This window comes from Cryobacterium arcticum (genome assembly GCF_001679725.1).
Lineage (GTDB): Bacteria > Actinomycetota > Actinomycetes > Actinomycetales > Microbacteriaceae > Cryobacterium > Cryobacterium arcticum_A.
Genome location: NZ_CP016282.1, coordinates 1,759,744 through 1,773,864 on the forward strand (window position 1 = coordinate 1,759,744; position 14,121 = coordinate 1,773,864).

12 protein-coding genes are annotated in these 14,121 nt (G+C 68.4%); 10 read left to right on the top strand and 2 right to left on the bottom strand.

Going from position 1 to position 14,121, the window contains the following annotated elements:
- Positions 1-84 precede the first annotated feature (84 nt).
- The 5 genes from PA27867_RS07840 (at position 85) to PA27867_RS07860 (ending at position 3,699) form a co-directional block, all read left to right on the top strand.
- Positions 85-1,035, top strand: a complete 951-nt coding sequence (locus PA27867_RS07840) for a Ku protein (protein WP_066595047.1) — start codon at positions 85-87, stop codon at positions 1,033-1,035.
- A gap of 65 nt (positions 1,036-1,100) precedes the next feature.
- A complete protein-coding gene (locus tag PA27867_RS07845) occupies positions 1,101-1,679 on the top strand; it encodes a CDP-alcohol phosphatidyltransferase family protein (RefSeq protein WP_236900876.1) in 579 nt (192 codons plus the stop codon).
- A 146-nt stretch (positions 1,680-1,825) separates the two neighbouring features.
- Positions 1,826-2,239, top strand: coding sequence for an FHA domain-containing protein (locus PA27867_RS07850; protein ID WP_084021395.1), 414 nt, complete (start codon positions 1,826-1,828; stop codon positions 2,237-2,239).
- A complete protein-coding gene (locus PA27867_RS07855; RefSeq protein WP_066595048.1) occupies positions 2,239-2,937 on the top strand; it encodes a MerR family transcriptional regulator in 699 nt (232 codons plus the stop codon). The genes PA27867_RS07850 and PA27867_RS07855 overlap by 1 nt, the downstream gene beginning before the upstream one ends.
- 210 nt (positions 2,938-3,147) lie before the next feature.
- Positions 3,148-3,699 (top strand): MerR family transcriptional regulator, encoded by a 552-nt coding sequence (locus PA27867_RS07860; protein WP_066595049.1) that lies wholly within the window; start codon positions 3,148-3,150, stop codon positions 3,697-3,699.
- Between the two features lie 93 nt (positions 3,700-3,792).
- Here the strand turns inward: PA27867_RS07860 and PA27867_RS07865 are convergent, their stop codons facing one another.
- Positions 3,793-4,605 (bottom strand): ParA family protein, encoded by an 813-nt coding sequence (locus PA27867_RS07865; protein ID WP_066595050.1) that lies wholly within the window; start codon positions 4,603-4,605, stop codon positions 3,793-3,795.
- Positions 4,606-4,682: 77 nt separating this feature from the next.
- Between PA27867_RS07865 and PA27867_RS07870 the strand changes: the two genes are divergently transcribed.
- From PA27867_RS07870 to def, 3 genes are all read left to right on the top strand, one after another.
- Complete coding sequence (locus PA27867_RS07870) at positions 4,683-8,087, top strand: pyruvate carboxylase (RefSeq protein WP_066595051.1); 3,405 nt, start codon at positions 4,683-4,685, stop codon at positions 8,085-8,087.
- 55 nt (positions 8,088-8,142) lie between these two features.
- A complete protein-coding gene (locus tag PA27867_RS07875) occupies positions 8,143-9,570 on the top strand; it encodes a MinD/ParA family ATP-binding protein (RefSeq protein WP_236900877.1) in 1,428 nt (475 codons plus the stop codon).
- A gap of 146 nt (positions 9,571-9,716) precedes the next feature.
- Positions 9,717-10,208, top strand: a complete 492-nt coding sequence (def, locus tag PA27867_RS07880; protein ID WP_066595054.1) for a peptide deformylase — start codon at positions 9,717-9,719, stop codon at positions 10,206-10,208.
- 64 nt (positions 10,209-10,272) lie between these two features.
- Here def and PA27867_RS07885 read toward each other — a convergent pair whose 3' ends face one another.
- Positions 10,273-12,117, bottom strand: a complete 1,845-nt coding sequence (locus PA27867_RS07885) for an AMP-dependent synthetase/ligase (protein ID WP_066595056.1) — start codon at positions 12,115-12,117, stop codon at positions 10,273-10,275.
- A 202-nt stretch (positions 12,118-12,319) separates the two neighbouring features.
- On the opposite strand from PA27867_RS07885, the gene PA27867_RS07890 reads away from it, so the two are divergent.
- Both PA27867_RS07890 and PA27867_RS07895 read left to right on the top strand, forming a co-directional pair.
- Entirely contained in the window at positions 12,320-13,267 is a 948-nt protein-coding gene (locus PA27867_RS07890; RefSeq protein ID WP_066595058.1) for an ROK family glucokinase, read from the top strand.
- A gap of 54 nt (positions 13,268-13,321) precedes the next feature.
- Entirely contained in the window at positions 13,322-14,011 is a 690-nt protein-coding gene (locus tag PA27867_RS07895) for a lysophospholipid acyltransferase family protein (protein ID WP_066595060.1), read from the top strand.
- Positions 14,012-14,121: the final 110 nt, after the last annotated feature.

The window sequence follows — 14,121 nt, forward strand, 5'->3', positions numbered from 1 at the left end:
GGCGGCGCTTCCGGTCTAGCCGCAGCGGGTCAACACGGTGTCTACTGGAAGGGTGAACCGTCCCGCGAGCGTTCAGGAGGCGCGATGAGATCGATCTGGAAGGGCGCCATCACCTTCGGCCTCGTCAACGTGCCTGTGAAGGTCTACAGCGCCACCGAAGACCACGACGTCGAACTGCACCAGGTGCACGACGCGGATGGCGGCCGCATCCGCTACCAACGCCGCTGCGAGGTGTGCGGCAACATCGTGGACTACGCCCACATCGACAAGGCGTTCACCGACGGCGACAAGACCGTCATCATCACCGATACCGACCTCAAGTCCCTCCCAGAGGAACGCAGCCGGGAGATCGATGTGCTGGAGTTCGTGCCCAGCGACCAGCTCAACCCGATCATGTTCGACCGGAGCTATTTCCTCGAGCCCGACGGGAGCTCGCCCAAGGCCTACGTGCTGTTGCGCCGCACTCTCGAACAATCCGATCGCACCGCCATCGTGCACTTCTCCTTACGGCAGAAGACCCGGCTGGCGGCGCTCCGGGTGCAGGGGGACGTGCTCATGCTGCAGACCCTGCTCTGGAACGACGAGGTGCGCACCGCCGATTTCCCGGCCCTGGACGACACGGTGACGATCTCCGACCGGGAGCTGGACCTCTCGGCCGCCCTGGTTGAGTCCTTCGCGGCCGACTTCAGCCCGGGCGCCTATACCGACGAATACCAGGCCCAGCTGCGCCGGCTGATCGAGGAAAAGCTCGAGAAGGGCGACGCCATCGACACCGAGGCCACCTTCGGTGCCGCGGAGGACGAGGGCGGCGGGGGAGAGGTGCTCGACCTCATGGAGGCATTGCGCCGGAGCGTCGACCGGAGCCGGAAGGGAACGGCCGCGGCGGCGGACCCTGCCCCGGCACCGTCGAAGGCGAAGGCGTCACCGGCCAGGAAGGCGACCACGAAGCCTGCCGAGAAGCCGGCCGAGAAGAAGGCGGCGGCGGTGAAGAAGAAGAGCACGGCGAAGAACACCGCTGACCGGCACACAGCCTGACCGAAACACAGCCTGACCGGAACACAGCCTGACCGGAACCGTAGGCGCGTCGATAGACTCGACACGTGACAGGGCCCGAGTCGAGTGTGGTGAGCTCCCGGGTGATCACCGTGCCCAATCTGCTCAGTTTCCTCCGCCTGGGGCTCGTGCCGGTCTTCCTCGCTCTGCTCGTCAACGGCGCCGACGCGTGGGCGCTGCTGGTGCTGGCGGTGTCCAGTCTCACCGACTTCCTGGACGGCTGGATCGCCCGCCGGTTCAACCAGGTCACCCGGCTCGGCCAGCTGCTCGATCCGGCAGCCGACAGGCTCTACATCTTCGCCGCACTGATCGGGCTGGCCTGGCGCGACCTCGTCCCCTGGTGGATCGTGGCCGTCGTCGTCGGCCGGGACGTCTTCCTGCTCGGCCTCGGTGTTGTGCTGGCCAACCACGGTTTCGGTCCGCTTCCGGTGCATCAGCTGGGCAAGATCGCCACCTTCTGCCTGTTCTACGCCCTTCCGATGATCATGCTCGGGCAGGCGTTCCCCGAGCTGTCCTGGTGGTCGCTGCCGGTCGGCTGGGCCTTCGGGCTGTGGGGCGCGTACCTCTACTGGTGGGCCGGAGTCATCTACGCGATTGAAACGGTTCGGGTGATTCGGCTGCCATAGCAAATGTTGGCCGGTTCCATCCGATACGATTTACCGGTAGGAGGTGCACGGTGGTCGATTCCGACGATAAGAAAGAACCCGAGCAGACGGTGTCGCCGGGGAAGACGGTAGCGCCCGAGAACGCCAGGGGGAACGTCGACACGACGATGACGTTCAGCCAGGAGTTCGCGGCATCGTTGGCCGCCCTCGACTCGAACGTCACGGTCGAGGAGCAGGAAGCCATCGCCGCGCTGCCCTCCGGCTCGGCCCTGCTGGTGGTGCGCCGCGGTCCCAACTCCGGTGCGCGCTTCCTCCTGGACGCCGATGTCACCACGGTCGGCCGGCACCCCAATGCCGACATCTTCCTCGACGACGTCACGGTCTCCAGGCGTCACGCCGAGTTCCTGCGTTCAGGCCGTACCTTCCAGGTCAAGGACCTCGGATCGCTCAACGGCACCTACTTCGATGGCGAACGCATCGACCTGGCCGTCCTCACCGACGGGTCCGAAGTGCAGGTCGGAAAATTCCGCCTGACGTTCTACGCCTCGCGGCTCGACCTCGTACACCTGGCGAGCGACTAGTGCCGGCGTCCTCCGCCCAGGCCAGGCTGCCGGGCGCGACGTCACTACTGAGTATCGGTCAGGTCCTCGCCCGGCTCACGCCGGAATTCCCCGACCTCACCCCGTCGAAGCTGCGCTTCCTCGAGGAGCAGGGGCTGGTCTCGCCGGCCCGCACCGAGTCGGGCTACCGCAAGTTCAACGGCGGCGACCTGGACCGGTTGCGCCTGATCCTGTCGATGCAGCGCGACCACTACCTGCCGCTGAAGGTCATCCGCTCCTACCTCGACGACCTCGACGCCGGCCTGTCGCCGTCGCTGCCCGGCGGAGGGGCTCCAGGGCCGAGCATGCTCGTCGTGGCCCGCCGCTTCAGCCGTGACGAACTGCTGCGCGAGTCCGGCGCCCCCGCCGCCCTCCTGCACGACGCCGTCTCGTCCTCCATCATCCTGCCGGCCGAGCACTACGGCGAAGACGCCCTGCAGGTGCTCCGTGCCCTCGTCGACCTGCAGAAGAGCGGCATCGAACCCCGGCACCTCCGCGGGTTCCGCGGCGCGGCGGAACGCGAGCTGGGCCTGATCGAGAGCGCCCTCGTGCCGCTCGCGCGCCGCAAGGACGCCTCCAGCCGGGCCAAGGCCGCTGAGATGGCCGTGGAGATCGCCGGCCAGCTCGAAGTGATCCGCGGCAGCCTCATCCGCTCCGCCCTGGGTCGCCTGACCAAATAAGTCGTAGACTGCAAGTTCAACGCATTCCAGCGCGCTCGACTCCTCGTGGCACGGATGTGGTGGGTGCGCGCGGAGCAGAATCCGTGCACGCGTCACCGTTCCCAAGACACGCCGGGGCCTTTGCACCGGATGTCACGGGTTGGGGCCGTCGGCCTCGCTAACGTTGAAGTGCGGCCTGAAGGTTCGCATCCACCCCCGAGAGGCGATCGTATGAGTGAGCTCAATCCCCGAGACGATTCGTCTCGCTACGGTCAGGGACTGCTCTTCACCGACGGCATGCCCGAGCTCGACGAGAACTCCGGATACCGCGGCGCCGTCGCGGCCCGCGCCGCCGGCATCAGCTACCGCCAGCTCGACTACTGGGCCCGCACCGAACTCGTCGAACCCACCGTGCGCGGCGCGGCCGGCTCCGGCTCCCAGCGCCTCTACGGCTTCCGCGACATCCTCGTGCTCAAGCTCGTCAAGCGCCTCCTCGACACCGGCATCTCGCTGCAGCAGATCCGCACCGCGGTCAACCAGCTCCGCGAGTCCGGCGTGAACGACCTGGCCCAGACCACCCTCATGAGCGACGGCGCCAGCGTCTACCTCTGCACGTCCAACGACGAGGTCATCGACCTCGTCAGCCGCGGCCAGGGCGTCTTCGGCATCGCCGTTGGCAAGGTCCTCCGCGAGGTCGAGACCACCCTGGTCGAACTCGACACCCAGGCCAACGACCCCTCCGACGAGCTCGCCGCCCGTCGTGTCTCCCGCAAGGTCTCCTAGGATCTCGACAAGCTCGATCGACGATCCCTCGCGAACTGCGAGAAAAGCCCCGAAAACTGGACGTTTTCGGGGCTTTTCTCACAGCTGGCGGGATTAGCGGGCGGCCGCCTCGGCGTACTCGCCGATGCGCGCCGTGCGCAGCACCCGGTCGAGCAGCTGGTCGAAGTAGTGCGCCATCTCCTGGGCGCTGTCTCCCGGCCAGGTGTGCAGCGGCTTCGCTGCGCCCTGGGCCTGCTGCAGGCTGGTGCGTTCCGGCAGCTGCGGGGTCAGCACGAGGGGGCCGAACATGTCGCGGAGCTCCTTGATGCGGAACTGGTGCTCGAGCGAGGCCGTGCGGGCCCGGTTCACGATGATGCCCAGCGGCTGCAGTCGGGGGCTGAGCCCACGACGGATCTCCTCGATCGCGCGCAGGGCGCGGTCGGCGGCGGCCACCGAGAACAGGCCGGGCTCGGTCACCACGGCGACTCGGTCGCTGGCGGCCCACGCGGTGCGGGTGAGGGCGTTCAGCGACGGCGCGCAGTCGATGAGCACCAGGTCGTAGTCCTTCTCCACCGTGGAGAGGGCCTCCTCGAGCTTCCAGATGTCCCGGATGCTGGGGTGCGGGCCGTCGAAATTGATGGCGGAGGGGCTGCCGATCATGACGTCGATGGTGCCGGGGCGGCCGCGGGTCCAGCCGCTGGGCGCGATGGCGGCCCGCACGACTTTCTCCTTCGGCGAGGCCAGCACATCGGCCACATTGAGGTGGCCGGCGAGTTGGATGTCGAGCCCGGTAGAGACATCTGATTGCGGATCGAGGTCGACCACGAGGGTCCGAACACCGCGGGCGAAGGCAGCAGAAGCCAGACCAAGGGTCACCGTGGTCTTGCCTACCCCTCCCTTGAGGGAGCTAACGCTAAGTACGTGCACAAGTAGATACGTTACCTTCACTAGTCTTAGAGAACCTAACCGTCAGCTGTGTGCCGCTCCCGGATCGAAAGGTCTCTATGTTCACCAAAATCCTCGTCGCCAACCGTGGAGAGATAGCAATCCGCGCCTTCCGCGCCGCCTATGAATTGGGAGCAAAGACAGTCGCCGTCTTCCCGTTCGAAGACCGCAATTCGCTGCACCGGCTCAAGGCCGACGAGGCGTACGAGATCGGCGAGCCGGGTCACCCCGTACGCGCCTACCTCGACGTGGCCGAGATCATCCGCGTGGCCAAGGAAAGTGGCGCAGACGCCATTTACCCCGGCTACGGATTCCTCTCCGAGAACCCCGACCTGGCCGAAGCGGCCAAGGCCGCCGGCATCACCTTCATCGGGCCGGGATCGCACGTGCTCGAAATGGCCGGCAACAAGGTCACCGCGAAGGAACACGCCATCGCCGCCGGTGTTCCCGTGCTCAAGTCCAGCGCACCGTCGCGCGACGTCGAGGAACTCATCGCGGCCGCCGAGGACATCGGCTTCCCCATCTTCGCCAAGGCCGTCGCCGGGGGCGGCGGACGCGGCATGCGCCGGGTCGCCACCATGGCCGACCTGCGCGGCTCACTCGAAGAAGCCATGCGGGAGGCCAACAGCGCCTTCGGCGACCCCACCATGTTCCTCGAGCAGGCCGTGCTCCGTCCGCGTCACATCGAGGTGCAGATCCTCGCGGATGCCACGGGCGAGACCGTGCACCTGTTCGAGCGGGACTGCTCCGTGCAGCGCCGCCACCAGAAGGTCATCGAGATCGCACCGGCGCCCAACCTGCCGGAGGAGATCCGCCAGCGTCTGCACAAGGACGCTGTGGCCTTCGCCCGCTCGATCGGCTACGTCAACGCCGGCACCGTCGAGTTCCTGCTCGACACCGTGGGCGAGCGCGCCGGCCAGCACGTGTTCATCGAGATGAACCCGCGCATCCAGGTGGAGCACACCGTCACGGAAGAGGTCACCGACGTCGACCTCGTGCAGTCGCAGATCCGGATCGCCGCGGGGGAGACCCTCGCCGACCTTGGCCTGAGCCAGGACTCGATCAAGCTGCGCGGCTTCGCCCTGCAGTGCCGCATCACCACGGAGGACCCCACCGCGGGTTTCCGCCCCGACACCGGCAAGATCACCACGTACCGCTCACCCGGCGGCGCCGGTATCCGCCTGGACGGCGGCACCATCAACCCGGGCGCGCAGATCAGCCCGCACTTCGACTCGATGCTGGCCAAGCTCACCTGCCGCGGCCGCGACTACGCCTCCGCTGTCACCCGGTCCAAGCGCGCGCTGGCGGAGTTCCGCATCCGCGGCGTCTCCACCAACATCGCCTTCCTGCAGGCCGTGCTCGAGGACCCCGACTTCGCCGCCGGCGATCTGAGCACCTCGTTCATCGACGAGCGCCCGCAGCTGCTGCGCGGCCGCGCCTCGAAGGACCGCGGCACGAAGATCCTCAACTGGCTGGCCGACGTCACTGTCAACCAGCCCAACGGGGTTCCGATCACGCTGATGAACCCGGCCGAGAAGCTCCCGAAGATCGACCTCTCGCAGCCGGCGCCCGAGGGCTCCCGCCAGAAGCTGCAGCTGCTCGGCCCGGTCGGTTTCGCGAGCGCCCTGCGCGCCCAGACCGCGTTGGCCGTCACCGACACCACCTTCCGTGACGCCCACCAGTCCCTGCTGGCCACCCGGGTGCGCACCAAGGACCTCGTCGCGGTCGCGCCGCACGTGGCCAGGCTCACCCCGGAGCTGCTCTCGGTCGAGGCCTGGGGCGGCGCCACCTACGACGTCGCTCTGCGCTTCCTCGGCGAAGACCCCTGGGAGCGCCTCGCTGCCCTGCGGGAGGCGCTGCCCAACATCAACATCCAGATGCTCCTGCGCGGCCGCAACACGGTCGGCTACACGCCGTACCCCACCGAGGTGACGGATGCGTTCGTGCGCGAGGCCAGCGACACCGGCGTCGACATCTTCCGCATCTTCGACGCCCTCAACGACGTCAACCAGATGCGCCCGGCCATCGATGCCGTGCTGAACACCGGCACCAGCGTGGCCGAGGTGGCGGTCTGCTACACGGGCGACCTGCTCGACCCGGCCGAGAGCCTCTACACGCTGGACTACTACCTGCGCCTGGCCGACCAGATCGTCGCCTCCGGCGCGCACATCCTGGCCATCAAGGACATGGCCGGCCTGCTGCGTCCGGCCGCGGCGGAGAAGCTCGTCGCGGCGTTCCGCGAACGGTTCGACCTGCCGGTGCACGTGCACACGCACGACACTCCTGGTGGCCAGCTCGCCACGCTGCTCGCGGCCTCCCGCGCCGGCGCCGACGCCGTCGATGTGGCCAGCGCGCCCATGGGCGGTACCACCAGCCAGCCCTCCGCCTCGTCGCTCGTCGCCGCCCTCGCGCACACCGAGCGCGACACGGGTATCTCGCTGCAGAACGTCTGCGACCTGGAGCCCTACTGGGAGGACGTGCGCCGGGTCTACCACCCCTTCGAATCCGGTCTTCGCGCCCCCACCGGCCGGGTCTACAAGCACGAGATCCCCGGCGGACAGCTCTCCAACCTGCGTACGCAGGCCGTGGCGCTGGGCCTCGCCGACGACTTCGAGCTCATCGAGGACATGTACGCGGCAGCCAACACCATCCTGGGCCGGGTGCCCAAGGTGACGCCGTCCTCCAAGGTGGTCGGCGACCTCGCCCTCTACCTCGCCGCGGTGAACGCCGACCCGGCCGACTTCGAGGCCAACCCGTCCAAGTACGACGTGCCGGACTCCGTGGTGGGCTTCATGGCCGGCGAGCTGGGCGACCTGCCCGGCGGTTGGCCGGAGCCCTTCCGCAGCAAGGTCCTCGAGGGCCGCAACGTGCGGGTGAGCACCACCGAGCTCACCGCGGACGAGAAAGAAGCCCTGGGCGGCGACAGCGCCACCCGTCGCGGCATGCTCAACCAGCTGTTGTTCCCCGCGCCCACGCGGCACTTCCAGCAGATCCGTGAGCTGTTCGGCGACCTGTCCGTCGTGGACACCGTCGACTACCTCTACGGCCTGCGCCAGGGCACCGAGCACTCGGTCGAGATCGACAAGGGCGTGCGGCTATACGTCGGCCTCGAGGCGATCGGCGAGGCCGACGACAAGGGCATGCGCACCGTCATGACCATCCTCAACGGCCAGCTGCGTCCGGTGTTCGTGCGCGACCGCAGCATCGCCGTCGTGACCAAGGCCGCCGAGAAGGCGGATGCCAACCAGCCCGGCCAGGTCGCCGCCCCGTTCTCCGGAGTGGTCACCCTGCAGGTCGCCGACGGTGACCACGTCGTGGCCGGCCAGAGCGTGGCATCCATCGAAGCCATGAAGATGGAAGCGGCCATCACCTCGCCCATCGCGGGCGTAGTGGAGCGCGTGGCGATCCCCACCACCCAGCAGGTTGACGCCGGCGACCTGCTCGTGGTGGTGCGACCACGCTAGGCTGAGGCCTGATTTGGGCCCCATTCGTGGCCCGCTGAGGAACGAGGAGTCTGCTGTGACAGATAAACGGACAGACGATGCCTATCCGCACGACGAGGGTGACGGCGAGCTGACCCCGGCTCCGGCTTCGGCCAGGGCCGCGGGCGCCGCCGGCACCTCGGTGCGGGCCGGCGACGAGTATCACAGCGAACTCCCGCCGCACACCTTCGACAACCTCGCGGCGGCCCTGCCCGAGAGCCTGGGGGTGCCCCTCGGCGACGGGTCGCGGCCCGTGTCGGCGGCTTCCTCTGCGCCGTCGTCCGCGCTGACCCGCGGATCCGGGCGGCCCGCCGGAACGGCCCGGACGGCCGGTGACCCGTCGGCGCATGCCCACCCCGGCACACACACCATCGAGATCGTCACCCCGCAGCCCGCGCGCGAGCTGGCCGTTCCCGTCGGAGCCAGCGGCACCGCCGCCGCGGCGCTCTCGCTCGGCACCGGTCCGACCGGTGCGCCCACCGGCAGCCGGCGCGAACGCACCCGCACCGACACCGTCGCCCCGGAGTCCGCGTCGATGCTCACCTCTGACCGGTTGCTCGAGGTCAACCGGCGCACCCGGCGCGCCCCCCAGGGCAGCTGGAACCGGTTCGTCTACAGCGCCTCCCTGCACCTGATCAACCTGGGTGACTCCGCCGCTGTGCGCGCTCACCAGGCCATGGACGAACGTATCCGCAAGCAGTTCGAGGGCGGCGCCCGCTTCGTACCGGTCCTCACCCGCAAGGGCGGCGTGGGCAAGACCACGGTCACCGCGCTCATGGGCATGGCCCTCGCCGACGCCCGCGAGGACCGGATCATCGCCGTCGACGCCAACCCCGACCGCGGCACGCTCTCCGAACGAGTGACGAAGCAGACCAGGTCCACCGTGCGCGACGTCGTCACCAAGGCCGCGTCCATCGGCGGCTTCACCGACTTCTCCGCTCTGGTGTCCCGGGACGAGACCCGGCTGGACATCCTCGCCAGCGACACCGACCCGCTGCTCTCCGAGGCGTTCGACGAGAACGACTACAACGTCGTCGCCGACCTCGCGGCCCGGTTCTATTCGATCGTGCTCACCGACTGCGGCACCGGCATCGTGCACTCCGTCATGCGGGCCACCCTGCAGCGGGCCGATTCCATCGTCATCGTCTCCGGCGGCAGCGTCGACGAGGCACGACTGGCGTCGGAGACCCTCACCTGGCTGGAGGCCAACGGCTACGGCGACCTGGTGCGCAACGCCGTGGTGGCCCTGAACACGGCCACGCAGGGCACCAACCTGGTCAAGCTCGAGGAGATCGAGTCGCACTTCAGGTCCCGCGTGCGCGAGATCGTGCGGATCCCGTACGACCCGCAGCTGGCCGCCGGCAGTGTCGTGTCCTACAAGGACCTCAAGCCGATCACGCGGCTGGCCGCCCGCACCCTGGCCGCCCTGGTCGTGGAAGGTCTGCCCGCCGAGCGACGCGCCTGAGCGTCGCCGGCACCTCCGCTGCACCCTGCCAATCCGTACCCGCCGATCCGTACCCGCTCACCCATACCCGCCAACCCCGCACCTCGCCCACCTGTACCGCGACCGACGCCGAACCGGCCGCCGCTGAACCCGAAGAGAGTCACCCCGTGCCCGAACGCCAGATCCGCCTGCTGGGCGATCCCGTCCTCAAGACCCGCTCAGAGCCGATCGGCACGATCGACGCGCGCGTGCGGAGCCTGGTGGAGGACCTCGTCGACAGCGTGAAGCTGCCGGGCCGCGCGGGCGTCGCCGCGTCGCAGATCGGCGTCAACCTGCGGGCGTTCAGCTACAACATCGACGGCGATATCGGCTACATCCTCAACCCGGTCATCGTGGAGCTTTCGGGCGAACCGGAGCTGGTCGACGAGGGCTGCCTGTCGGTGCCCGGCCTGTGGTACCCCACGCGCCGGTTCCCGTTCGCCCGGGTCACCGGCATCGACCTCGACGGGAACGCCGTCGAGCTGGCCGGTGAGGGCCTGCTGGCCCAGGCCCTGCAGCACGAGACCGACCACCTGGACGGGCTGCTCTATCTCGACAGGCTCGACAAGGAGAGCCGGCGGGCGGCCATGAAGGAAGTCCGCGAGTCGGACTGGTTCTAGGCCAGGCCTGCGGGCCGGACGGGCCCGGCCCAGGGCCGGCATCGCCCGACCCTGAGCTCCTGAGCTAGTCCTGGGCGTTCGTGCGCACCGGCACCGCCGCTGTGACCGGATTGGCCCCGTAGAGGTTCTGGATCTCGGCGGCGAAGTCGCGCAGGATCACGTCGCGCTTGATGCTCATCTTGGGGGTGAGGTACCCGGCGGCCTCGGTGAGCTCGATGGGCAGCACCACGAACTTCCGGATCGATTCGGCCCGCGACACCGTCTCGTTGGCGTGGTCGATGGCGCGCTGCACCTCGGCCAGCACCTTGGGGTGCACCGACGCGTCCATGAGCGACAGGCCCGCGTCTTCGTGGTTGTTTTTCAGCCAGACCGGCAGCATCTCGGGGTCGAGCGTGACGAGGGCCGCGATGAACGGCTTCTGGTCGCCGACTACCACGACCTGACCGACCAGCGGGTTGGACCGGATGGGGTCCTCCAGCGCGGCCGGGGCGACGTTCTTGCCGCCGGCGGTCACGATGATCTCTTTCTTTCGCCCGGTGATCGAGAGGAAACCCTCGGAGTCGAGGGCGCCGATGTCCCCGGTCTTCAGCCAGCCGTCGTCGAACGCGGCGGCCGTGGCCTCGGGGTTGTGCCAGTACTCGGTGAAGACGTTGACGCCCTTCACCTCGATCTCACCGTCATCCATGACCCGCACCGACACACCCGGAAGTGCCGGTCCGACGGTGCCGATCTTCGACTTGGTGGCCAGGTTCACGGTCGCAGGCGCCGTGGTCTCCGTGAGGCCGTAGCCCTCCAGGATGACGATGCCCAGGCTGTGGAAGAAATGGCCCAGGTGCGCGCCGAGCGGCGCGGACCCCGACACGGCGTACTTGACCTTGCCGCCCATGGCGGCTCGGAGCTTGCTGTAGACGAGCCTGTCGAAGAGGGCGAACTTGATCTTCATGCCCAGCGGGATTCGTTCGCCGGCCTCGACGAGCTTGGAGTGCTCGACGGCGACCTCCGACGCGGCCTCGAAGATCTTGCCCTTGCCACCGGCTTCGGCCTTCTGCTCGGCGGAGTTGTAGACCTTCTCGAACACCCGCGGAACGGCCAGCAGGAAGGTGGGCTTGAAGCTCCCTAGCGACGGCAGCAGCTGCCGGGTGTCCGGCTGGTGGCCGACCCGCACGCCGCCGTGCACGCAGAGCACCGAGATGAAGCGGGCGAAGACGTGGGCGGTGGTGATGAACAGCAGCGTGGATGCGCCCTCAGGGTCGGTGAGCACCGGCTTGAGCGCGATCCCGGCGTTGCGGCTGGTCTCCACGAAGTTGCTGTGGCTGAGCACGCAGCCCTTGGGGCGCCCGGTGGAACCGGAGGTGTAGATGAGGGTGGCCATGTCCGAGCCGACCGCCAGGCTGCGGCGGCGTTCGATCTCGGCATCCGGAACGTCGACGCCGCGGGAGGCGAGCTTGTCGAGGTCGCCGAGGTCGATCTGCCAGACCGTCTCGACGCCGGGCAGGTCAGGGTGCACTTCGTCGAACCGGGCGAAGTGGTCCGCAGTCTCCACGATGAGCGCCGTTGCTCCCGAGTCGCTGAGGATCCACTGGATCTGGCTGGGTGAGCTGGTCTCGTAGACCGGGACCAGGATCGCGCCGGCGAACCAGACGGCGAAGTCGATCAACGTCCACTCGTACCGGGTCTTGCAGGTCAAGCCGATCTTGTCGCCCGGTTGGACACCGGAGGCGACGAGGCCCTTGGCGAGGGCGACGACCTCGGCGTGGAACTCCATGGTGGTGACCGGCAGCCATCCGCCCTGGTCCGGGCGGGAGAACAGCACGGAGTGCGGGGTCAGGGCGAGGCGGTCGACCAGCAGGTCGGTGACATTCGCGTTCGGGTCGGCGGGGACGACGGCGGGCTCATCGAACTGTTTCACGGTAACTCCTTTGGCACCGGACGGGTAAGTGCGACCAGCCTAGCCGTGAAACGACTTGAGCCTCGCGATTCTCCCGGCGGCATACTCGTTTACTACACTCTAGGGGGTGCCTCCGTGGTCGTTCAGGTCGCTCTCGCGCCCAGGCCGGTGTGCAACCGGCTGAAGAACCTCCCTGAAGCTCCACCAACGAAAGGTGTCAGTCGTGCACGCCATTGGGATTGACATCGGCGGGACCAAGATCGCCGGTGCCCTCGTCGACGAATTCGGAACCATCATCAAGTCGGACCGCCGCCCCACCGAGGCCGCGGATCCGCGTGAGATCGAGGACGCCGTCGTCGAGATGATCGAAGGACTCTCCGCGGGTGAAGATGTCGTCGCCGCGGGTGTGGCCGCCGCCGGGTTCATCGACGCCGCTCAGTCGACGGTCTACTACGCCCCCAACATCAACTGGCGCAACGAGCCGTTGCGCGAGAAGCTCGAGTCCCGCCTGTCGGTTCCCATCATCATCGAGAACGACGCCAACGCGGCCGGCTGGGCCGAGTTCTGCTTCGGCGCCGGCCGGCTCTACAGCGACATGGTGACCCTCACCATCGGCACCGGCGTCGGCGGGGCCATCGTCTCTCGCGACAAGCTCTTCCGTGGCGGCTTCGGTGTGGGCGCCGAGCTGGGCCACATGCGCGTCGTGCCCGACGGACTGCCCTGCGGCTGCGGCGCGCACGGCTGCATCGAACAGTACGGCTCCGGACGTGCCCTGCTGCGCATCGCCAACGAATTCGCGGATGCCGGCGGCATCGGGCTGGGCCTGGCAGCGTCGCGCGCCAAGCGCGGCAAGCTCACCGGCAAGGATGTCGGCCGCTTCATCCAGGACGGCGATCCCGGTGCCCTGGCGGCGCTCCGCCAGCTCGGCGCCTCGCTCGGGCAGGCCTGCGCGAGCCTGGCCGCGGTCCTCGACCCGCAGGTCTTCGTCTTCGGCGGCGGCGTGGCCGCGGCCGGCGAGCTGCTGCTCGAGCCCATCCGCAGCGCCTACCTCGACAACCTGCCGGCCCGTGGCTACCACCCGGAGGCCGAATTCGCCATCGCCGAGTTGGTCAACGATGCCGGCGTCGTCGGCGCCGCCGATCTCGCCCGCCGACACGTCACCGGTGAGTAGGCTGACTGTGCTCGAGGACAGCGCAGTGCTGAGCACCGTCAGGTAAGGACACCGATGTTCTACTGGTTCATGAAGAATATTGTCGCGGGCCCGCTCCTGCTCGGCCTGTTCCGGCCCTGGGTGATCGGGCTCGACAACATCCCCAAAGAGGGCGGCGTGGTGCTCGCGAGCAATCATCTGTCCTTCATCGACTCGGTCTTCCTGCCGCTCGTCGTGCCGCGCCGGGTCGTGTTCCTGGCCAAGAGCGAGTACTTCACGGGGACGGGCCTCAAGGGATGGGCCACCCGGCAGTTCTTCAAAGCCACCGGACAGCTGCCCATCGACCGCTCCGGCGGCAAGGCCTCCGAAGACTCCCTCAACACCGGGCTCGCGGTCCTGAACGCCGGGGGAGCCCTCGGCATCTACCCCGAGGGCACTCGCAGCCCGGACGCGCGCATGTACCGCGGCCGCACGGGCGTGGCCCGGATGGTGCTCGAGGCGGGCGTCCCCGTCGTGCCCGTTGCCATGATCGACACCGAGAAGGCCATGCCCACCGGCACCCGGATCCCCAAGGTGCGACGCATCGGCATCGTGATCGGCAAGCCGCTGGACTTCAGCCGGTTCGAGGGAATGGAGGGCGACAGGTTCGTGTTGCGCTCCGTGACGGACGAGCTGATGTACGAACTGCGCCGCCTCAGCACGCAGGAATATGTCGACGTCTATGCCACCAGCGTCAAGGAGAAGCGCGCCAGCCTTTCACGCTAGGCTCGAATATCCCTCACGGGTCGTGTGCGCTTGCCGCGCCCGTGACGTTCACCCCAGGCCCGCACCGAGCGGGCCGAAGAAGAGAAAACAGGCTCAGTCCCGTGGTAGAC